This is a genomic window from Exiguobacterium sp. s161, assembly GCF_018619045.1.
In the GTDB taxonomy this organism is placed as follows: domain Bacteria; phylum Bacillota; class Bacilli; order Exiguobacteriales; family Exiguobacteriaceae; genus Exiguobacterium_A; species Exiguobacterium_A indicum.
In genome coordinates this window covers 24,095-45,320 of sequence record NZ_JACSNH010000005.1, presented here as the reverse complement: position 1 = coordinate 45,320, position 21,226 = coordinate 24,095, and the positions used below count along the sequence as shown (strand labels likewise).

Here is a 21,226-nt window from a genome sequence, read left to right as displayed (position 1 = left end):
CCACACGGAAGGTGTAGATTTTAAGGGCGATCGATTTGCTGAAGCGCTGGTGTCTTCGGTGTCATATTCGTACTGTTCGATCCTTCTGCGAAGACAATTCCAATCGTAGCAAGGAACGCAAAAAATGCAAAAACCAATGTTTTCGTGAAGCGTCGTGCGAACGAACGCGATTGAATGTTATGAAACATTTTTATCCCCCATATTTACCTAAACTAAACCTTCTTTTTCCTGTTATTTAATCATATATCTTTTTTTCAAAAAAATCACGCAAATGTGTTCCGTTCACAAATATGTCACAACTGTCACCATTGTGTCGATATCAGAGATGAATGGAAAAAGAGTATAGTATGGTAGGGAAAGAACAGCAGAACGATTCACAAGAACTGGAATCGATTCAAATACAGAGAGGAGATGACCCGAAATGGGATTACGCGCAGGACAGGTTGTCACATTAAAAGTAGAACGCGAAGCAGAGTTCGGAGTGTTTCTGACAGATGGAAATGAAGATGTGTTGTTGCATAACAATGAACAAACACGGAAAGTAGCCCTCGATGAAGAGGTAGAAGTCTTCTTGTATCAAGATAATGAAGGGCGTCTAGCATCATCGATGACGATTCCAGAAGCTTCATTTGAAGACTATGTCAAGACGACGATCAATGGGACACGCTATAACACAGGAGTGTTCGCGAACATCGGTATTCAAAAAGACGTTCTCGTCTCACTCGACGATTTGCCGCAGCGCCGGATGTTCTGGCCAGAAGAAGGCGATCAACTCTTCATTCGTCTGAAACATGATCAGAAGCTTCGGTTACTCGGAGACCCTGCACCTTATGCATACTTCAACTTACGTGCGAAGCCAGCTCCAGAGGAGTGGAACAACATGGACGTCGAAGGTCTCGTCTTCTCACAACGTGAACCAGGCGTTAACGTCTGGGTCAACGATCAATCGATCGGATTCTTGCATGAACGTGAGATGGAACGTTGGCCGCGTCTTGGAGAAGTCTTGAAATTACGAGTGACAAATGTAAAACCAGATGGTACAGTATTACTTTCAGCACGACCACGTGCCTTTGAAGCCATTGATACAGACGCGGAGTTGATTCTGAACCATCTACTTGAACATGATGGTCAGATGCCGTATGGTGATAAGACAGCTCCCGAGACGATCGATGAAGTATTCGGTCTCAGCAAGGCAGCATTCAAACGAGCGCTCGGTCGCCTGTTGAAAGATAAAAAAATAGAAAAAAATGAAACGGGTATTCGGTTGACGAAATAATCGGACCGAGTAAGCCTGCGTTTCGAATAGATAGTAAGGAATTCATCATTTTGGTGGTTGCGGCTGGTTTGATTACCGGCGACCATTTACTGAATATACCCCATCACTAGTGGGGGCACGCGATGACGTACATCGCACGGTCCGGGCACTTCGCCTTTCCCTCGCCCTTATGGCAACGATTATGATGGTGACTTCCCTAAACATTATTATAAGAGAAACCACTCTATCTTTATGTGATAGATTCTGTTATAATAGGTAGTCGATTGTATTCGTTACGGTAGCGTCTGTTTAGTGGCAGACGCTTTTCATATGACAAAGGAGAGTATTTAGCATTGACAACATTTCGTGAATTAAATCTTAGTGAGGCACTTATCAAAGGTGTCCTAAAAATGGGCTTCGAAGAAGCAACACCAATCCAAGCAGAAACAATTCCAGTCGGACTCAGCGGCGTTGACTTAATTGGTCAAGCACAAACAGGTACTGGTAAAACTGCAGCATTCGGTATCCCAACAATCGAGCGTCTTGACGCAAAATCACGCAACATCCAAGCGTTGATTCTTGCTCCAACACGTGAGCTCGCAATCCAAGTAGCAGAAGAATTGAACCGGATCGGTGAAGTAAAACGCGTTCATGCACTTCCTGTTTACGGCGGTCAGCAAATCGATCGTCAAATCCGCGCACTTCGCAAAAATCCACAAATCGTCGTTGCGACACCAGGACGTTTGATGGACCACATGAACCGTAAGACGTTGAACCTCGATCACGTTCAAACGGTCATCCTTGACGAAGCAGATGAGATGTTGAACATGGGATTCGTCGAAGACATCGAGAAAATCCTCGGTGCACTTCCTGAAACACGTCAAACACTCTTATTCTCAGCAACGATGCCACCACAAATTCGTAAAATCGCAGATCGTTTCATGACGACTCCGACACACATCAAAGTCAAAGCAAAAGAAATGACAGTTGAAAACATCGACCAGTCATTCATCGAATTGAAAGAAAGCCAAAAATTCGACGTTCTTTGCCGTTTGATCGACACGGATTCTCCAGAACTCTCAATCATCTTCGGTCGTACGAAAAAACGTGTTGACGAAATGACTGAAGGTTTGATCCAACGTGGATACACAGCTGACGGTTTACACGGTGACTTAACACAAGCAAAACGTGACCAAGTCATCCGTCGTTTCAAAAAAGGAACGATTGATATCCTCGTCGCGACAGACGTTGCAGCACGTGGTCTTGACATCTCTGGTGTCACACACGTCTACAACTTCGACGTCCCACAAGATCCAGAGAGCTATGTTCACCGGATCGGTCGTACGGGTCGTGCTGGTAAAACAGGATCGGCTGTCACATTCGTTACACCACGTGAATTCGGTCAAATCAAAACAATCGAACGTGTCACGAACAAAAAAATGTCACGTCGTCATGCACCAACACTTGATGAAATCTTAGAAGGCAACTTGAAGCTTGCTGCACAAGAACTCATCAAACGCGTTGAAGCAAAAGACTCAAAAGAATATACGACACTTGCACAAGAACTCTTAGAAGAGTACGAAGCAGTGGAACTTCTTTCAGCAGCACTTAAAGGATTGACGAAAGAGCCGGATGCAACACCAGTCCAAATCTCTTCAATCGAACCAATCCGCGTGAAACGTTTCGGTAGCAACGGTGGTGGAAACCGTCGTCCTTACGGAAACAAAGGTGGAAGTGGAAGCGGCAACCGCAGTGGCGGATACCGTGGAAACAACCCGCGCGGTGGCGAGCGTCGTGAAGGTGGTCGTTCATCTTCTTCATCAGATCGTCGTGAAGGCGGTTATGCTGGACGTAGCAACCGTAGCGAAAGCGATCGTAACCGTGGTGGACGTAAACCACGTTTTGAAAAGTAAACGATTCGAACCGATTTGTCACAGACAAGTCGGTTCTTTTTTATGATTTATCTGAGCGGTCATGATAAAATGAGCCATGAACGATAGGGAGAGGGCTGAATCATTCGTGTATACCATTTATGTAGCAGCATCCGTCTGTCTCGTTGCACTGATCGTCGCGACGAAAAAGATTTGTGAGCGGACGACAAAAGGACATTTTCGTTATATTCCGTTGGCGACCTTATTATTTGGCGGCATCATCTTTCTTGTGTTAGCCATCGGTAAGGGGGGAGCCGTCGGAATCCAATACGGTGTCCTGAGTATCATCTACTTGACGGCGACATTCGGTGTGTACTTGTATATCGCATTGCGGAAAGATACGACGTTATCGTAAAACAGGGGCTCTCTCGTTACAGAGAGGCTCTTTTTTTGTTAAGATAGAACAAGAGTACAAGGGGGGAATAGAATGGATGCATTAGATGTCATCGTTCATCCCGAAGAGATAGAGGCATGGTTTCAACCGATCGTAGGCGCTGCCCCTTTTAAGGTGGAAGGGTATGAAATCCAGTCCCATTTTCGTGGAGAACCGTTAAAACCATTTTTTCAGGAAGATGATGTTCCAATCGAGTATCAACTCGAAGTCATGGGGCATGTCGTCCGTCAAGCATTCCAAAAAGTACCCTCCGATGCACAAGCGTTTATTCTGATCCGTTGTCGTCCAGCTTGGCTGTTTGAAAACGGTGGGGAGGACTTCTTGCATGTCTTACGGACGGTCGACTCGTCGTTTCCAAAAGAGCGGATGTACGTTACTTTGACGGATGTCCAAGTCGATGATTTTGACCGTCTGGGTCGGATCGTCGCGTATTACCAGAACTCTGGACTGAAGGTAGCGCTGGACCGTGCGGAAGCAACGAGTCTTGAACGTGTCTTTTCGATGTCGCCGGATATGTTGATCGTCGATTTATCCTCCATGATTGAAAAAAAGACCGTCTCAGCGTCGTATCCACATCTCTTACAGACGATGGAGCATCTTTGCGACCAGCTTGGAGCGCCACTTTTGTATAAGAATATCAGTCATCTCGGTCAACTTCGGTATGCGTGGCAACACGGAGGACGTTACTACATGGGGAATCTACTTGGAGAAGCATCACCTGAATGGGTCATGACCTGTCCTGGTATGGAAGTGTTGATCCATGAAGTCCCGATGTTTTATAAATATGATCGCGAGCAGATGAATCGCTTGTTTCAGCTAGAGCAAGACTGGACGGTTCGATTTAATGAAGATTGTCAGTCCTTGAAGCCGGAGCAAGATCTCGATCAATGGTTGCTGACGCTCGCCCGGAAGATGGAGCCGGAATTCATACGGTTTTATATCACGGATGCGAATGGATTCCAACAATCTTCAAACGTCAGTAAAAAGAGTGGGGAGTGGAAGCTGTATTCCTTCTACAAAGGGTACAACTGGAGTTTCCGTCCTTACTTCATCCGGACGACGGTAGCGATGGAACGACGACATAGTGGATATTTATCCGAACGGTACGTCGACTTCAGCTCGAGTGAACAAACGCGGACATTTAGTATGCCGCTCAGTAATGGGATGTTCTTATTTGCGGATATCTCTGCAGATTATCTATATCAAGAACGATTGAGTGAATGAGGAGGAAATGAAAGTGTTAGATTATGATTACGAGGCATTACGAGAAATTGGACGAATCGTCGCCATGGCACGCGATGAGATGGCGGATGCCGTCAAACCGGGAATCACGACGAAGGAACTCGATGACATCGGAGCACGCATCCTGAAGGAACAGGGAGCAGAGTCTGCTCCAATCGTCATGTACGATTTCCCAGGAGCGACATGTATCAGTGTCAACGATATCGCAGCACACGGTATCCCAGGGAAGTATGTCATTCAAGAAGGTGATATCGTCAATGTCGATGTCTCGGCTGTGAAGAACGGTTACTACTCGGACACAGGGAAGACGGTCATCGCAGGAGAAGCAAAACGTCCGGAAGATGTCCGACTCGTTGAAGTGTCATTGACGGCGCTTGAGAAAGGACTTGAAAAAGTCAAAGCCGGAACGAAGGTCAACCAGATCGGAAAAGCAATCTATGCCGAAACACGTAAGAGCGGTTTCACGGTCATCCGTAACTTAGCGGGACATGGTCTCGGTAAGACACTCCATGGTGAGCCAGAATCCATCTCGAACTACTTCAATCGTGAAGAGAATGATTTGTTGAAGGAAGGGCAAGTCATCGCTGTCGAGACGTTTATTTCAACAGGAGATGAGTTCTGTATCGAAGATGAGCGGGACGGTTGGACGTTATACACACCGAACCGGAGTCTCGTCTCACAATTCGAGCACACGGTCGTCGTCTTAAAAGACGGGTATGAGATTTTGACGAAAGTCGAAGGCAAAGAATCGTTCTAAGAAAAGCTTATATAGTAAAATACGAAAAAGAGACAATGGAAGTCAATCCATTGCCTCTTTTTTGTTGTAGTACTCCTATTATAAGGATATCCGGGACGTTGCCAATTTGTTTAACTGTGACTCGGATACGGCTGGAGCGGAATAACGAATGTGTCCGTGTTCGACATGATACGGAGTCTCAAGCAAATCTTCTTCGAAATAATCGGCAGTACTTGCCATATCAATCGGATAAGCGAGTCCAGGAAGTGTTGCAAAAGCAAGGGTCTGACGACGCCCGATACCGCTCTCGAACATCCCACCGAGCCAGTAGGGTGCTTTTGTTCGAAGGGACAAAGCGTTCGTCAGTCCACCGACGCGTGCCGGCTTGATGTTCAGAATCTGACCAGCTTGGAGCGTCTTCATCAACTCGGCATCCACTGGAGCGACGATGGATTCATCCAGACAAATCGGTGTCTGTAAGAGTATAGCGAGACGTTGATGTCCGGACCAATCCGACGCTGCGAGCGGCTGTTCCATCATAACGAGACCGAATGAATCCCACTGCTGTAATAGAGGGAAGTCTGCTTCAGTGAAGCTGCCGTTAGCGTCAAACATCAAGGGCGCATCAGGGAAAGCGGCACGTACTTGCTCAAGAACGACGGTATCCGTCGGAGCGAGCTTCAGCTTGATCCGTCCATATCCGGAAGCGATCGCTTGTCCGACGGCTTCGACGGTCTGTGCTGCAGAAGCCCGTCCGAGTGCTTTCCCGCAAGGTACGAGAGATGATTCATCACCTCCGAGATACGTGGCGAGCGATTGACCGGTAGCTGCTGCAAATAATTCATAGATCGCTCCTTCGAACATCGCCTTTGCCATCGGATTACCTTGCACGATGCGGAAACGATTCGTAACGTCTGCTGGATGATGGAGCGGTTGTTCAAGTAACCGATACAGCAGTGGAGCAATTCCTTGGAGGGAGTGTTGTGTTTCCGATGTATACCACGGTGTATCGAACGCGACACCTTCCCCGTAACCCACTCGTCCTTCCGAATCGGTCAGACGCAAAATCGTCGTCTGGCGTACTGTCAGCGTCGAGAGGGCGGTTTGCATCGGACGACGAAAGACGAGCGGAACATCGAACAGTTCGGCAGACCGGAGAGTGATACTCATAATGACTCCTTCAGTTGCTTCCGCAATAGTTTACCGTTCGCATTGCGTGGCAGCGCGCTACGATAGATATAATCAACCGGACATTTATATTTAGCGAGCAATTGACTGATTTCCGTTCGGACGATGACTTCATCGAGTGTACTGACAATGAAGGCGACCGGAACTTGTCCCCATTTAGCATCAAATCGTCCGACGACACCTGCTTCTTGAATTCCATCAATCGAGAGAAGTGCTGATTCGACTTCAGCTGGATAAATGTTTTCCCCACCTGAGATGATGAGATCGCTTCGACGATCGAGAACATAGAGGTATCCGTCGGCGTCCAGACGTCCTAAGTCACCAGTCTTGAAAAAACCGTCTGCCGTAAAGGCGTCTGCCGTTTTCTCTTCCTCATGAAAATAGCCTTTCATGATCGTCGGTCCTTTGACTTCGATTTCTTGATGACGTGTAATGCGAATTTGTGTCGGATGAATCGCTTGTCCGGCCGATCCAATCTTTCGTAAGGCATCCTCAGGCAAGAGGGTTGCGATTTGAGAAGCGGTTTCCGTCATCCCGTATGTCTGCATGACCGGGATATTGCGGTCGAGTGCACGCGTCAGAATCGGTAATGGTACAGGACCGCCTCCTGTCAGTACGACGCGAAGTGCGTGGCGACGTAGCCCGGCTTCGAGCAGTCGATCAAGCATGACCGAGACGAGTGAGACATGGGTGATCTTTTCCGTCGTAATCCAGTGTAATGCGCGTTCTGGTGAAAAATGTGGCTCAAGAATGATTGGTACTCCATAGATGACTGCCCGATAGACGACAGCTAATCCACTCATATGGAACAGCGGCGTGACGATCAAAAAACGATCCTCTGGCAGTGATCCGATATGACGCGCGGCGTTCGTCGCACTTGAAAAATGATTCAACATCGTTTGTTCGACGGCTTTCGGATGTCCGGTCGTACCACTCGTAAAGAGCATCGATTGGACGTATTGCTTGGGCATATGGCGTATTAACAGGTCAGGTGCTTCTTTTTCATAAGAGAAAGCCACGCACGGGATCCTTGTATCAAGTGTCCGGTCCGTCACGATGAGCCGTACATCTGCCTGTTTGAATTGACGTAATACTTCCGTTTGCGTCAAACGTGTGTTGATCGGGACGACGGTCAATTCAAGCAATTGAGCTGCGTGAAGTGCGACGATGTAGCGCGCACTCGATGGACCGTAAAGAGCAATCCGGTCTCCACGTGTCACGATCGTCGCCCAAGTACTTGCTAAGCGATGTGCGCGTGTATATAGTTCAGACCACGACCAACGCTCCGTTTCCGTAATGAGCGCGATGTCATCCGGCTGTTCTTTTGCCCGTGTATAGATCCAAGGATACAAAATAGTCACTTCCTTTTGAGATGAATATACGAAAAAGGTTCAATGTCGTAAGACGATTGAACCTTTTTTTCATTATGGGAAACGCGGGAACTGTCCGAAGTCCGGATTGCGTTTTTCTTTGAACGCATCGCGTCCTTCTTTTGCTTCGTCCGTTGTGTAGTACAACAACGTTGCATCTCCTGCGAGTTGCTGAATCCCTGCAAGACCATCTGAATCAGCATTGAATGCCGCTTTGAGGAAACGAAGAGCCGTTGGTGAATGTTGAAGGATTTCAGCACACCATTGAATCGTTTCTTGCTCGAGATCTGCGAGTGGAACGACCGTGTTGACGAGTCCCATATCCAGTGCTTGCTGTGCGTCATATTGACGGCAGAGGTACCAGATTTCACGCGCTTTCTTGTGTCCAACAACGCGTGCGAGGTAACCAGAGCCATATCCAGCATCGAATGAACCAACTTTTGGACCAGTTTGTCCGAAGCGGGCGTTGTCTGCAGCGATCGTCAAGTCACACACGAGGTGAAGGACGTGTCCGCCGCCAATCGCATAACCTGCGACCATAGCGATGACTGGTTTTGGGATGACACGAATCAAACGTTGAAGATCAAGAACGTTCAAGCGTGGAATTTCATCGTCACCGACATATCCACCATGTCCACGTACCTTTTGATCTCCGCCAGAACAGAATGCGAGATCGCCTTCACCTGTTAAGATGATGACGCCGACATTTTGATCGTCACGTGCACGTGAAAATGCGTCGATGAGTTCGTGGACCGTGTGTGGTCGGAACGCATTGCGAACTTCAGGACGGTTGATCGTGATTTTCGCGATCCCGTTCCATTGTTCATATTTGATGTCTTCATAGCTGCGGGCTGATACCCATTCCGGAGCATATTTCATGTGAATTCCCCCAATATGTTAGTGATGAATAAGTAGATTCTCTACCATTGTAACAAACTTTTGCGGTTGGTCGATATGTGGGGCGTGCGAAGCGTGCAAAATCACGTGAATTTTTTCAGGTGATGCCGCTCGTGAAGCGATGGCACGGAATTTTTCATCCTCTGCCCCGACGATCCAATCAATCTCTTTCGGAAGGCATGACCATAGGGGTGGCATGCTTCCTGTACCTTGTGTACGTAACGAAGCACTTAAACCTTCAACCGTTTGGGACAGGCGCTCCTGACGCAGTCGCGTACGTTGCGATTCCGGGAGAAGGGCTTGGGGTTTAAATAGTCCAAGTGTCTCCCAGTGATCGATGAAAGCTTCGAGTCCGCCTTTTTCGAGTCGCTCCGCAAGCAATCGATCCGATGTACGACGTACTTTTCGCTCGATTGCCGTCTTAAGACCCGGTGTCGTACTAACAGCGATCGTCCGAGCGATTTGCTCAGAGACGACGCTCAGCATTAAAGCGATTCGGCCACCCATCGAATACCCGAGGACGATCCATGGCTCGGATCGCATAGCGAGCAGTGCCTCGAGATCCTTGACCTGTTGCGTCAAACGCATTCGTTGCTCAGACGCCGGTGTCGTTTTTCCATGCCCCATCAAATCAAGGCGATAGACGGTGAAGTGAGTCGATAAATGCTCACTTAGCATGTCCCACGTCGAGAGCGAGCCTGTAAAACCATGAAGCAATAGGAGCGGTGGACCCGATCCCTCGATTTTCACATGATACGTATGCCCACGCAAAATCATTGGAACACCTCGGCTAACGCATGATTCGTCACGTCCCAGATCGAACGGTGCATCTGTACGTTCTCTGTTCGTGTCGTCTTGACTTCAAGAATCCGAGTGACGTTCGTCTCTTCCGCAAGTGCTTGACGTAACGCGGCGATGGAATCGATCGCCTGATAGGTTACGCCATATCCGGAAGCGAGAGAAGCGAAGTCGAGATGCTGCGGTGTACCGAAAAGTGGCTCGAACACCTCTTGCTCGAGTTGCTGTTGCGGTAAAAAACTAAATATTCCGCCACCCGCATTGTTGACGAGAATGATCGTTAACGGAAGCGTCCGTGCTGTCATCAGACCGTTGATATCATGAATGAACGCTAAGTCGCCGACGAGTAAATAGCGGTGTATGGCGTCAAACGTTGCTCCTAGAGCGCTTGAGAGAATGCCGTCAATTCCGTTCGCACCTCGGTTCGCGAGTAGACGAAGCGGTGTTCCTGTCGGTAGGAACGTATCGACATCCCGTATCGGCATGCTGTTTGAAACGAAGAGACTTCCGTCCTGTAACGTCGTCAATGCACGGATGACGTTGTATTCCGTCATCTCCTCTTGATCGATTGTCGCAAAAGCAGCGGCGACGCGTCGCTCCGCCTGTTGCAACAGTGTCAGATACGCAGGATCGTGCGGAACAGATTCATGATGCGCGAGTTGTCGCGCGTGACCAATTACGAAATCCGAATGAAGCTGTGGATCGCGCCAGTTTCCTGGATGACCGACGACCGTCGTCGGAATATCCCGAGACCAAAGCAGATAAGGTTTTGACGTCGGCATGGCACCGAAACGAATGATTCGGTCTGGTCGGACGTGCTGAGCGGTAGCTGGATGTTTGAGCCATGTATCGTAATAGGCAAAAACGTGAGCATCATGCGATTGTCGTCCTTGACTGAGTGGATCCGCCAATACCGGAATCCCTGCTTGTTTCGCATACGAGATGACAACCTGACTGTCCGCCGCAGTAAGTTGTGGTCCAAGTACAAAAAGAAGACGCTCTTCTTGAAGTGTGGTCGCTAAAGCGTCGTTTACGCCCGGTGTCGGTTCAGGTAAAATACCGACCGGGCGTCCTGTCCGTAAGAGATCGAGTTCCGGCACGAGCGGTTCACGTAACGGAACATTGATTTGAACCGGACCAGCTGGTTCCGTCAGGGAGAGTAAGGTTGCGCGTTGTGCGACATGAGCGACGTAAGGAAGACTTGCTTCTTCTGCTAACGGAAGATCAAACGCATGGCGAACCTGCTTCCCGTACAGATCGACCTGATCAATAGCTTGTGGCGCACCGACATTCCGTAATTCGTGTGGTCGATCGGCGGTCAAGACGATCAGCGGAAGTTCAAAGATGTTCGCTTCGGTCACTGCTGAATAATAGTTCGTCGCAGCGGTACCGCTTGTACAAATCAACGCAACGGGACGAACGCGTTCTTCCGTCCGTGTTAGACCTAAAGCAAAAAAACTAGCCGACCGTTCGTCAACAAGGACGTGGGTACGGCTAGAAGGATGCAGAAAAGCAGCAATGGCAAGTGGTGTCGAACGGGAACCGGGACTGATGACGAAGTCCCGGACACCAGAAGCGACGAGCGTATCGATTAACGTGTGCATCCACTTAGTCAACATAAATATCATCCTTTTCAATCGAACCGATGTGTCCAAGTGCTTGTACCATCGGTGATAGTTTAGTTTCCGTCTCTGCCAGTTCACTATCGAGATGAGAGCCTTCGACAAGACCGCAACCGGCGTAAAGAATGACCGCCCGTTCTGTAAACAATCCAGATCGAATGGCAACGATGAATTCCCCGTCATCCTGTCCGTTCATCCAACCAACAGGTGAACCGTACCATCCTCGTTCGAACGTTTCGATTTCTTGGATGGCATCGACTGCTAACTGCTTGGGCTCGCCCCCAAGTGCAGGTGTCGGATGCAGTTTTTCGATTAATTGGAATAACGTCACATCTTCTTTTAAATGAGCTGTGATCGGTGTATAAAGATGTTGAATATGGCGATTCTTCAAGAGAATCGGCGTATCCGGACAATCCAGTTCCTCTGAAAATACAGATAATGTCCGTTCGATCGAATCCGCGACGATTCCGTGCTCCACCCGATTCTTTTGATCTTGTAATAACGATTGACCGAGTGCTTCGTCCATCTCATCCGTTGCGTGGCGTGGTGCAGAACCAGCGACGGCTGCGGTTTCAAGACGACGTCCACGTTTTAAGACGAGTCGTTCCGGTGTAGCGCCTATAAAGGCTTCTTCCGGATTTGGTTGGAAACAGAAGACGTAGCTGCCGGGCTGCGTATCTTCGAGTTCAGCGACGACAGCGGCTACGTCGAGTGGACGATCCAGCTCATAGACGACTTCGCGCGCCAGGACGATTTTTTCAAGTGTCGTCTCCAAGTAGTGCATCGCTTGCTGGAACGAAGCTTCAAAGGCTTCATTCCCATCTCGCGATAGTCGTAAGCGCGTGACGCCTGCCTCAGTCGATGGTTGCGGTTGATTGACTTTGGCGAAATCGAGTGAGAGTTCATTTAAGATAGAATCGACTTGATCCATTGGCTCGACGCGAGCAAAAATCGTCACACGTGTCTTGCCATCTTGTTCTAGAAATAAAAACTTCGGAATCGTCATCGAAGCGTCTCCGAAGGAAGACCAACGATAATCCGGTTGTTTAAGTTCGGTAAACGAAAATCCGCTGAACGCAAATAAATCATGACCGACATGATCGCGATTCAAGTTTGCCCATTGCGATTGAATTCGTAAAAAACGATCCGTTCCTGAAGCCTGAAGTTGTTGTACGATGCCAAACCCGATGGCCCGCATCGAGCGATCAGGTGTCGCGAAATAAAATCGTTCCTCGATACCCTGTTCGAGGGAACGCATGTCAATTGCTTCGATTTCCCATGAATACGAAGCGAGTATAGGTCGTTGTGAGGCGTTCGCCTGACTGACGGCCTGTTCGATACACTGTTTTAGCTCTTGTTGAGCGTAAGCCATACCGCTCATTGCCCCCTAGTCTATAGATACTGTGATATGTTTCACTTAATCTAAGTGTAAACTTTTTGCGGACAAAAAAGAAGGAATAAGCTATCTCGGATTGAACATTGACAGCAAAAAACGAAACCCGCTACACTTAGACAGGAAAGGGGTTATTATATGAATAAATCAATCGCTGTCTATTGGCGAATGACACGACCGCATACATTAACAGCAAGTTTTGTTCCGGTCGTCGTCGGTACGGCAGTTGTCGCACCACGCGTGGAATCGATACGCTTGGATTTGTTCGTGGCGATGTTGATCGCATCGATGTTGATTCAAATCGCAACGAATCTGTTCAATGAATACTACGATTACAAACGTGGTTTAGATACGGAGGAGTCGGTCGGAATCGGTGGATCGATCGTTCGTGACGGATTCAAGCCGGGAACGATCCTAGCGTTCGCACTTACATTGTATGGCATCTCAGCATTACTCGGTGTGTATCTGTGCATCGAGACATCGTGGTGGTTACTTGTCGTAGGACTCATTTCGATGTTCGTCGGATATATCTATACAGGAGGACCGCTTCCGATTGCCTATACACCGTTTGGAGAAGTCGTTGCAGGCTTTTTCATGGGATATATCATCATCGCGATTTCGGCGTACTTACAAATTGGTTATGTTCCGACAGAAGCCGTTGCGATTTCGGTACCAGTCGCCATCTTGATTGGTTCGATCCTACTTGCGAATAACATTCGTGACTTGGATAATGATAAGGTCAACGGACGAAAAACGATTGCCTGTCTCGTCGGACATCGCCGTGCCGTGTACGTCTTGATCGGATTTTTTGCGGCGGCTGTCCTGTCTCTCATTATTGCCGTACTCGCATTCGAAGTCTCATGGTTTGCGTTACTCGCGTTATTGAGTATTCCGCTCATGATCAAAGCGGTCCGTCTCTTCTGGGAAGACTTGCCACCGGAAAAGCTGATGCCTGGCATGGCACAGACCGGTAAAGTGAACACGATTTTCGGACTATTACTTGCAATCAGTCTCGTGATCGCGAATATCTGATTCTTTGGAGCAGCAGGCGATTCGCTTGCTGCTTTTTTAACGTGAAGATAGCGAACAGTTAGAAAAAAACTACTTCGGTTGTCACTGATTTAAAATTTTACTATAATTGAAGCAATGTGCCTGAAAGATCAAACAAGGTCGGAAATCAGGAAATATGGTTAGAGGTGGAACTGAAATGAATAAAATCGCGGTAATCGGAAAAGTATTCGTCGACATAAAAGGAACTTCGTTCGCTCCTTTGCATAAGGATGCGAAAAACGTAGGAGACATCACGTTTTCAAATGGAGGAACAGGACGCAATGTAGCACAAAATCTAGCCGTCCTCGGGAATGAAGTTCGCTTTATCTCGACGGTTACGAATGATCAGATTGGCGTGGGAGTGCTCGATGAGCTGAAATCTTACGGTGCAAATGTGGATCACGTCGAAATGTTAGAAGATCATGGAATGGGCATGTGGCTAGCTGTCATGGATAATGAAGGCGATTTGCAAACATCGATCTCAAAACAACCAGATGCCAAGTTGCTCGAAGAGGCGATCTTACGTCAATCAATCTATGCACTCGATGGAGTCGATGCCGTTGCAATCGATCTTGATTTGTCCGTTACGGTTTTAGAACGTTTGATTCATCTATGCCGTAAAATGGAGTTGCCATTGTTTGGTGTTTGTGGTCACTTGAGCGTCATCGAACGTAATCGTCATCTGCTACAAGGGTTCACTGGATTCATTTGTAGCCGAGAAGAGGCGGAAATTCTGTCTGATCTGTCGATCGTGACTGTTGAAGATGCGATTCATGTAGCGAATGAGCTAGCGAAAAAGGGTGCTCCGTTCACGGTCGTGACGATGAGTGAACTCGGAGCGGTCTACGTTGATCGTCGTACAGCGACATCAGGTCATGTCGGAACGAAAAAAGTAAAAGTCGTTGACTCGACGGGAGCAGGCGACTCATTCTTCTCTGCTGTCTTGTCTGAATTGACACAAGAAAAGTCAGCAGAAGAGGCATTGAAGCTTGGTATGAAGGTTGCAGCAGAAGTCATCGCTTCGACAGAGAATGGACTCGTTCCTGAAATGCTGGATGCTCTTCAATAAGTCGAAATAATAAAAGGGAGGTGGCGTCATGCCGATTCAACGAAGTGCAATCATTTTACGAAACGAACAAGATGAAGTTGCGTTGATTCGTCGGGATAAACCAAACGAAACGTATTATGTCTTTCCAGGCGGTGGGAAAGATGATGGAGAATCGTTAGAAGAAACAGCGATTCGTGAAGCACATGAAGAACTTGGAATCGACGTGGAGTTGACCGGTATTGCCGCCATCGTCCGTTTTAATGGATTTGATAATCCTTATTTTTGGGCGAAAACAATTGGTGGTCGGTTTGGCACGGGTACGGGTGAAGAATTCGAAGAGGAAGGATCGGGTTATACACCGGTCTGGATCAAGCGTTCGGAGCTACCTTCGTTACCGGTTCGTCCACCGTCACTTGCCAAACAGCTGGCAGAAATGACAGAACCATTCTATGAATTAATCCTTTCTGAAAACGAATGAGGTTTTAGTTGAAATAAAATGGGAAAAGTATATTAAAACAATGAGGTGGTCGTTGACTGCCTCTTTTTCATGAAGGAGAGATGACGATGGCGCATTCACGCGATCCAAAAGGGCTTGCCCTGAACTTAAAGCAACGAATGTCCGATCATAACATCACGGATTATGCAGGGACACTCGCTTATTACTGGTTTTTATCCATTTTCCCAGGTATCATTTTCGTCATTTCCGTCTTATCTTTCTTTGACATCGATCGTCAGACGCTCGAATCACAAATTCGCGACTTAGCGCCAGGTGGAGCCGTCAACACATTCACGGATACGATTTTCCAAGCCATCAAGGAACCACAAGGTGGTCTGTTATCGATTGGTGCGATTCTTGCTGTCTGGTCCGCTTCCAAAGGGGTCGATCGTTTGATCACGACAGCAAACCATGCCTATGGTGACTTCTCGCCACGTGGTTTCGTCGCAGCACGTGGGATTGCCTTATTGCTCACGATTGTACTCGGAATCGGGATGTTGCTGCTGATCGTCTTGAATGTGCTCGGTGGTCCGATCATCACGTATCTTGCCAATTTCGTGCTTCCGATCGATATGGGGCAAAAAATCCTACTGACGGTCTTACGGTATGTCGTGTCGACGATTCTATTGATCGGTATCTTATCGATCTTTTACCGCGTCGCACCAAAGCGCCCGATTACATTCAAAGAAGCAATTCCAGGAGCTGTTTTTGGTGTCATCGTCTGGCAATTATTATCGGTTGGATTCGGATTTTACGTCTCGAACTTCTCGAACTACAATCAAACGTACGGTTCGCTCGGTAGTGTCGTCATCTTGTTATTATGGCTCTACTTCACAGGGCTGATCATCTTACTCGGTTCTGAATTGAACGCATCATGGGAACGGTTCATGAAAAAAGCGGATCCGAAGAAAATGGAAGAAAAGCGCTTGAAGGAACAAGCCGAACTTGATGCGATTCCGACGAATACGTTCGGATGAAGGTACAAAAAAGCCTGACTGCCATGTGGCGGTCAGGCTTTTTTGATGGTTAAGCAGCTAATCGTTTTTCAGATGAACGCTGTGGAAGACTTGGTAAAGCATCCTGTTGAAGAAGGCGTAAACCGTTCAGGATGACGAGAATCGTTGATCCTTCGTGTCCGACGACGGCGAACGGCATGATGAGGAACTGGGACAAATTCGATGCGATCAATAGGAGGATGACACCGATCGCAAGCGTGATGTTTTGTTTGACGATCCGGTTCATCTTCCGGGCTTTGTGCACAGCATAGGCAAGACGACCTAAATCATTTTTCATCAAGACGACGTCAGCGGTCTCAAGCGCAGCGTCCGTTCCTTCACCCATCGCAATCCCGACATGTGCTAATGCAAGGGCTGGGGCATCGTTAATGCCGTCACCGACCATCGCGACGGTCCGACCTTCTGTTTGGTATTGTTTGATGTAGCGGACTTTATCTTCCGGTAGGCACTCAGCGACGAAGTCCGTCAATCCCGCCTCACGTGAGATAGCAGCTGCCGTGACCGGATTGTCACCAGTTAACATGATCGTTGCGATGCCGAGATCATTTAAGGCAGCAATCGCTGTTTTGGCTTCCGGACGAATCGTATCACGTAACGCATAAAGCGCTACGATCTGTGCTCCATTGCTGACATAAACGATCGTATGCCCTTGCTCTTTCAATGACTGTTCGATTGCGACGAATGGATCGTCTAAACCATCATGGAACGCCCGTTTACCGATACGATACGTGACACCATCGACAGTTGCTTCAATCCCGTATCCTGTCACATCTTTAAACGTTGATGGTTCGCGGACATCGGTTTTTAAGTGATCGACGATTGCTTGTGCGAGTGGATGGTTCGACTGCGCTTCGATGGAAGCGACCGCTTGTTGGACTGCGCGGACGTCCATGCCTTCCGCGTAACGACTTTCAGTGACGACGGGTTTCCCTGTTGTCAGTGTTCCCGTTTTATCGAAGACGATCGTATCGACTTGACCGAGCGTTTCGATGTGGGCGCCTCCTTTAAAAAGAACGCCATTTTTCGCAGATGCGGCAATTGCAGATAAGGCAGCAGGTGTAATCGACGCAACAAGGGCACAAGGTGAGGCGACGACGAGAAGAATCATCGCGCGGTAAATACTTGTCTCAAATGTCCAGCCAACGACGTAATGAGGGAGGACCATCATCAGTGCGACGACGAGGAGGACGATTTTGACATAACGGCTTTCGAAACGTTCGATGAACTGAGCAGATGGAGACTGTTCACTTTGTGCGTTTTGGACCATATGAATGATTTTTTGGAACAACGATTCGTCAGCAGCTTTCGTCATCTCAATCGTCAAGACACCATTCATGTTGACAGTCGAGTTATAAACGGTATCACCTGTTTGTTTTTCAACCGGAATCGATTCTCCTGTAATCGATGCTTCTTCGATCGCGGCTTGACCGCGAACGATGACACCATCGACTGGAATCCGCTCCCCAGGACGAACATAGACGAGGTTACCGATCGCTAATTGTTCGATTCCGACGACTTCGAGTTGACCGTTTGCATTCAGACGTGTTGCTTCCTCCGGTTGTAAGGACATCAAGCTTTGCAAGGCACGTTCGTTCTTATTCATCGTGTATGTCTCAAGGGCACCGGATAACGCAAAGATGAAGATGAGGATCGCACCTTCCATCCAGTATCCGATAGCAGCCGCACCGATGGCAGCTAAAATCATCAACAATTCGACGTTCAACGTTTTTTCTTGATACGTCTCCGTCAATCCTTCCTTCGCTTTCGCATATCCTCCGATTGCATAAGCCGATAAGTACAATGTGACATAAACGGCAGACGCCGTATTGAATTTTTCGAGTCCGTAAGCAACTAAAATCAATATTCCGCTAAACAATGCTAGAATCAATTCGTGATGCTCATCCCAAGCATGACGGAATACGGAACGCTGTTGAACATCGGTAGTAGTGGAAGTCGTCATATTAAAACTCCTTTCAAAATGTAAATGAGAAATGAAATCATTATAGAAAGAGAATGAGAATGTGATATATCAATGAGTTTAACTGATTGATAATGAGTTTCATTGTCTCTAGATTATAATTATTATTATCTGTAGAATTACTATACCATGCTTCAGTGAAAAGGAACAGGAAAGGAACTAGAAAGATGCAAAAAATTTTAACCCATCGGATTGGACTCGTCGTCTTTGCGTTACTGACGACTTTTTTGTGGGGAAGTGCGTTTCCCTTCATTAAAAAAAGTTATGACTTATTACAGATCACATCTTCCGAATACGGAGAGCAATTACTGTTTGCGAGCTATCGTTTCTTTTTAGCAGGTGTGTTATTACTTGTCGTCAGTGTCTTCGTCTTCAAACAGACGATCACACTGAAGGAGCGGACCTACGCCTATAGTCGTCTCGGCTTCTTTTTGACGTTCTTGCAGTACGTCTTCTTTTATATCGGTCTATCTTTATCAACTGGCGTACAAGGATCAATCATTGCCGGATCGACTTCGTTCTTCCAGATGTTGCTGGCACATTTTCGATATGAAGACGATCGACTGAATCGATTTAAAGGACTCGCCTTATTCCTTGGATTCACAGGTGTCATCTTGGCCAACTGGCCACAAGGTGGGCAAGGTGTCTCGTTTGGAGTAGGGGAAGGATTATTGATCGCAGCAATGGTTTCCGGGGCGTTCGGTAACTTGATTGCCAAAGAATACTCGGCACGTTATCCGGTGGCACCGATGACTGGATGGGCGATGGTCATTGGATCAATCGGTCTCTTTATCGCAGGAGTCATTCTCGATGGTCACGTCGCACCATTCACCTTTTCAACGACAAGTGCTTGGATGCTCATGTATCTTGCCTTCTTATCAGCGACTGGATTTACACTTTGGAATTTACTAATGAAATATAATCCAGTCAGTAAAGTGTCGTTGTTCATGTTCTTCGTACCGATCTATGGTGTCAGTTTATCGGCCTTGATTCTCGGCGAGACGATTCCACCGCAAGCGTTGCTTGGATTACTCTTCGTCGTCAGTGGTATCTTAGTCTCGACGTACCTTCCTGTATGGTTTCAAAAGCGAGGTTGACGAAGATTCAGAATCGTGCAAGAATAGTTTCAATCAAAGTAACTCCCAATCGTTCGTTGCTCAAGCCGACCTGTTCGGCTTTTTTCTGTACGGTCAAGTGAAGACCGATTCGGCCTTGTCTGAAAGGCTAGTGCGACTATAAAACGAAAGGAGATGAAAACGAATGGAACGGAATGAGATCGTTCGAAAGATCATTGCCACTCGTCGTCCACGTGATGAGTTTGCCCGGTTCGTCGTAACGTGCGTCAGTCAACAATTGAAGGAAACCCATGGAGATGTGGATGTGGAAATCATCGAGGCGGAGAGAGGTTACGATTCAGTGTGGTCAATCAACGGTCGAGAGGTCGTCGTGCTGCTCGAGACAGAAGAGCTGAAGCGTGCAAAAGAACAGCCGTATGCGATCGACGATAAGCTCTGGCGGAGTTTTCGGCAAGAAGGAATCGTGAAATAAAACAAAGGATCTTGCGCATCATTAGCGCAAGATCCTTTGTTTTAGATCCGGGATGATTCGTGACGTTTCGCGTATCGTAAGAGAAACGCAAGTGTCGCTAGAACCAGAACGAATAGACTGAAATAAAGCATAGCTGGAAGCAGAACGAACAAGCTACCAGCAATCGGTCCAAGGATCGAACCAAGACTAAAGGCAATCCCTGCAAGCAAGTTGCCCGTCGGAAGAAGGTGTCGCGGTAACTGTTCCGTCATATAGGCGACACCGAGCGAGTACGTCGAGCCAAGTGCCATCCCGCTAATAGCAAAAATCGCGAATAACCAACCATATCGCTCGAAGACGAAGCAAGCAACCAGGAAAGCGACAGAGCCAATCGAAAGAACGGTTACTAACGTCCGACGTTTTCCGAAGTGATCCGCAAGTCGTCCAAGTGGAAGTTGCATGATCAACGAGCTGACGACGAATGTCGTGATCAAGGTACTCGTCTCAGATAGACCGTACCCGTTACGCGTCGCAAAAACGGGAAAACTGGCATTCAGTGTGGCTTCGAGAAAACCATATGTAAAGCCAGGAAGTAACGTGAACCAAGCAGTTGATAGGACAAGTTTATACCGTGAGGCGGCGCTTTGCAGCTCCTCCGGCATGACGGATGACGGTTTTTCGTTCGGCATACGCGATAATAAGATCAGGACGATGACAGTCAATGTACCAGTCAACACGAATGGTAGCCAGTTGATGACATCGACGAGAGGTGCCGCAAGAGGACCGAGAGCAAAACCGAGACCGAATGCCATTCCGTATAGTGACATCGTTCGTCCTAACCGTTCATTTGGGGTAATGGACGTCACCCAAACCTGTGATCCATAGTGTAACGTCTGATCACCAAATCCGACGAGGAACCGTAAAATCATCCAAGCAATGACGCTTGGAAGAAGTGGAAATAAGAAAACCGCTACTGCAACAAGAGCGAGTCCAAACGAGATGACCGGAATATAACCACGTCGTCGTAGTGGACCTTCCATGAGAGGGGCGGCGACGATGACACCGATATAGAGAACGGCAGCGCTGAGACCGTTGATGAAAGCGGGGGTTCCTTGGCGTTCAAGTAAAATAGATAACAGTGGAATCAGCAGACCTTGCGTGAATCCGGAAATGAAGACGATCGATAAGATAAGAGCAAAACGACGTGACACAAGTAACGACGACCTTTCTTTTTTCTTTTAGCATAACACGCCCCGGTCTCTGAAACGGGAGACCGGGGCGTGCT

At 47.8% G+C, this 21,226-nt stretch carries 19 protein-coding genes and 1 pseudogene; 11 read left to right on the top strand and 9 right to left on the bottom strand.

All coding sequences use genetic code 11. The annotated features are described in order from the left end of the window. Positions 1-20: 20 nt before the first annotated feature. On the bottom strand, positions 21-188 hold the full coding sequence (locus KNQ14_RS12770; protein ID WP_214856485.1) for a hypothetical protein: 168 nt from the start codon (positions 186-188) through the stop codon (positions 21-23). Positions 189-421: 233 nt separating this feature from the next. Between KNQ14_RS12770 and KNQ14_RS12765 the strand changes: the two genes are divergently transcribed. From KNQ14_RS12765 to map, 5 genes are all read left to right on the top strand, one after another. Further along, positions 422-1,276, top strand: coding sequence for a CvfB family protein (locus tag KNQ14_RS12765; protein WP_023467275.1), 855 nt, complete (start codon positions 422-424; stop codon positions 1,274-1,276). Positions 1,277-1,608: 332 nt separating this feature from the next. Next, positions 1,609-3,168, top strand: coding sequence for a degradosome RNA helicase CshA (cshA, locus tag KNQ14_RS12760; RefSeq protein WP_035398788.1), 1,560 nt, complete (start codon positions 1,609-1,611; stop codon positions 3,166-3,168). Between the two features lie 106 nt (positions 3,169-3,274). Further along, positions 3,275-3,541: a hypothetical protein gene (locus KNQ14_RS12755; RefSeq protein WP_023467277.1), complete on the top strand. Its 267-nt coding sequence runs from the start codon at positions 3,275-3,277 to the stop codon at positions 3,539-3,541. Positions 3,542-3,613: 72 nt separating this feature from the next. Continuing rightward, complete coding sequence (locus KNQ14_RS12750; RefSeq protein ID WP_023467278.1) at positions 3,614-4,804, top strand: EAL-associated domain-containing protein; 1,191 nt, start codon at positions 3,614-3,616, stop codon at positions 4,802-4,804. Between the two features lie 13 nt (positions 4,805-4,817). Further along, positions 4,818-5,579, top strand: coding sequence for a type I methionyl aminopeptidase (gene map, locus KNQ14_RS12745; protein WP_023467279.1), 762 nt, complete (start codon positions 4,818-4,820; stop codon positions 5,577-5,579). A gap of 78 nt (positions 5,580-5,657) precedes the next feature. Here map and menC read toward each other — a convergent pair whose 3' ends face one another. The 6 genes from menC to KNQ14_RS12715 all read right to left on the bottom strand — a co-directional run bounded on the left by menC (position 5,658) and on the right by KNQ14_RS12715 (position 12,805). Continuing rightward, positions 5,658-6,728, bottom strand: a complete 1,071-nt coding sequence (gene menC / locus KNQ14_RS12740) for an o-succinylbenzoate synthase (RefSeq protein ID WP_214861238.1) — start codon at positions 6,726-6,728, stop codon at positions 5,658-5,660. Then, a complete protein-coding gene (gene menE, locus KNQ14_RS12735; protein WP_371743355.1) occupies positions 6,725-8,107 on the bottom strand; it encodes an o-succinylbenzoate--CoA ligase in 1,383 nt (460 codons plus the stop codon). The genes menC and menE overlap by 4 nt, the downstream gene beginning before the upstream one ends. 63 nt (positions 8,108-8,170) lie before the next feature. Next, the gene (gene menB / locus KNQ14_RS12730) at positions 8,171-8,995 is read right to left on the bottom strand and encodes a 1,4-dihydroxy-2-naphthoyl-CoA synthase (protein ID WP_023469886.1); all 825 of its coding nucleotides are present in this window, start codon (positions 8,993-8,995) and stop codon (positions 8,171-8,173) included. 18 nt (positions 8,996-9,013) lie between these two features. Continuing rightward, a complete protein-coding gene (menH, locus tag KNQ14_RS12725; RefSeq protein WP_214861234.1) occupies positions 9,014-9,790 on the bottom strand; it encodes a 2-succinyl-6-hydroxy-2,4-cyclohexadiene-1-carboxylate synthase in 777 nt (258 codons plus the stop codon). After that, the gene (gene menD, locus KNQ14_RS12720; protein WP_214861233.1) at positions 9,787-11,430 is read right to left on the bottom strand and encodes a 2-succinyl-5-enolpyruvyl-6-hydroxy-3-cyclohexene-1-carboxylic-acid synthase; all 1,644 of its coding nucleotides are present in this window, start codon (positions 11,428-11,430) and stop codon (positions 9,787-9,789) included. Before menD ends, menH begins: the two co-directional genes overlap by 4 nt. Further along, a complete protein-coding gene (locus KNQ14_RS12715; RefSeq protein ID WP_214861232.1) occupies positions 11,420-12,805 on the bottom strand; it encodes an isochorismate synthase in 1,386 nt (461 codons plus the stop codon). The genes menD and KNQ14_RS12715 overlap by 11 nt, the downstream gene beginning before the upstream one ends. 159 nt (positions 12,806-12,964) lie before the next feature. On the opposite strand from KNQ14_RS12715, the gene KNQ14_RS12710 reads away from it, so the two are divergent. The 4 genes from KNQ14_RS12710 to KNQ14_RS12695 all read left to right on the top strand — a co-directional run bounded on the left by KNQ14_RS12710 (position 12,965) and on the right by KNQ14_RS12695 (position 16,397). Beyond that, complete coding sequence (locus KNQ14_RS12710) at positions 12,965-13,858, top strand: 1,4-dihydroxy-2-naphthoate polyprenyltransferase (protein ID WP_029340886.1); 894 nt, start codon at positions 12,965-12,967, stop codon at positions 13,856-13,858. A 175-nt stretch (positions 13,859-14,033) separates the two neighbouring features. After that, positions 14,034-14,945 (top strand): guanosine-inosine kinase, encoded by a 912-nt coding sequence (locus tag KNQ14_RS12705; RefSeq protein WP_029340887.1) that lies wholly within the window; start codon positions 14,034-14,036, stop codon positions 14,943-14,945. Positions 14,946-14,973: 28 nt separating this feature from the next. Then, on the top strand, positions 14,974-15,402 hold the full coding sequence (locus KNQ14_RS12700; protein ID WP_214861231.1) for an NUDIX hydrolase: 429 nt from the start codon (positions 14,974-14,976) through the stop codon (positions 15,400-15,402). Between the two features lie 86 nt (positions 15,403-15,488). Then, on the top strand, positions 15,489-16,397 hold the full coding sequence (locus KNQ14_RS12695) for a YihY/virulence factor BrkB family protein (protein ID WP_023467287.1): 909 nt from the start codon (positions 15,489-15,491) through the stop codon (positions 16,395-16,397). 49 nt (positions 16,398-16,446) lie between these two features. Here KNQ14_RS12695 and KNQ14_RS12690 read toward each other — a convergent pair whose 3' ends face one another. After that, positions 16,447-18,396 carry a heavy metal translocating P-type ATPase gene (locus KNQ14_RS12690; RefSeq protein WP_214861230.1) on the bottom strand — a complete coding sequence of 650 codons (1,950 nt, stop codon included), beginning with the start codon at positions 18,394-18,396 and terminating at the stop codon, positions 16,447-16,449. Positions 18,397-18,581: 185 nt separating this feature from the next. On the opposite strand from KNQ14_RS12690, the gene KNQ14_RS12685 reads away from it, so the two are divergent. Both KNQ14_RS12685 and KNQ14_RS12680 read left to right on the top strand, forming a co-directional pair. Further along, positions 18,582-19,511, top strand: coding sequence for a DMT family transporter (locus tag KNQ14_RS12685; RefSeq protein WP_214861229.1), 930 nt, complete (start codon positions 18,582-18,584; stop codon positions 19,509-19,511). 163 nt (positions 19,512-19,674) lie between these two features. Continuing rightward, entirely contained in the window at positions 19,675-19,962 is a 288-nt protein-coding gene (locus tag KNQ14_RS12680) for a hypothetical protein (protein WP_023467290.1), read from the top strand. A gap of 41 nt (positions 19,963-20,003) precedes the next feature. Here KNQ14_RS12680 and KNQ14_RS12675 read toward each other — a convergent pair. Beyond that, positions 20,004-21,158: pseudogene (locus KNQ14_RS12675) on the bottom strand (MFS transporter); the annotation flags it as partial. Positions 21,159-21,226: the final 68 nt, after the last annotated feature.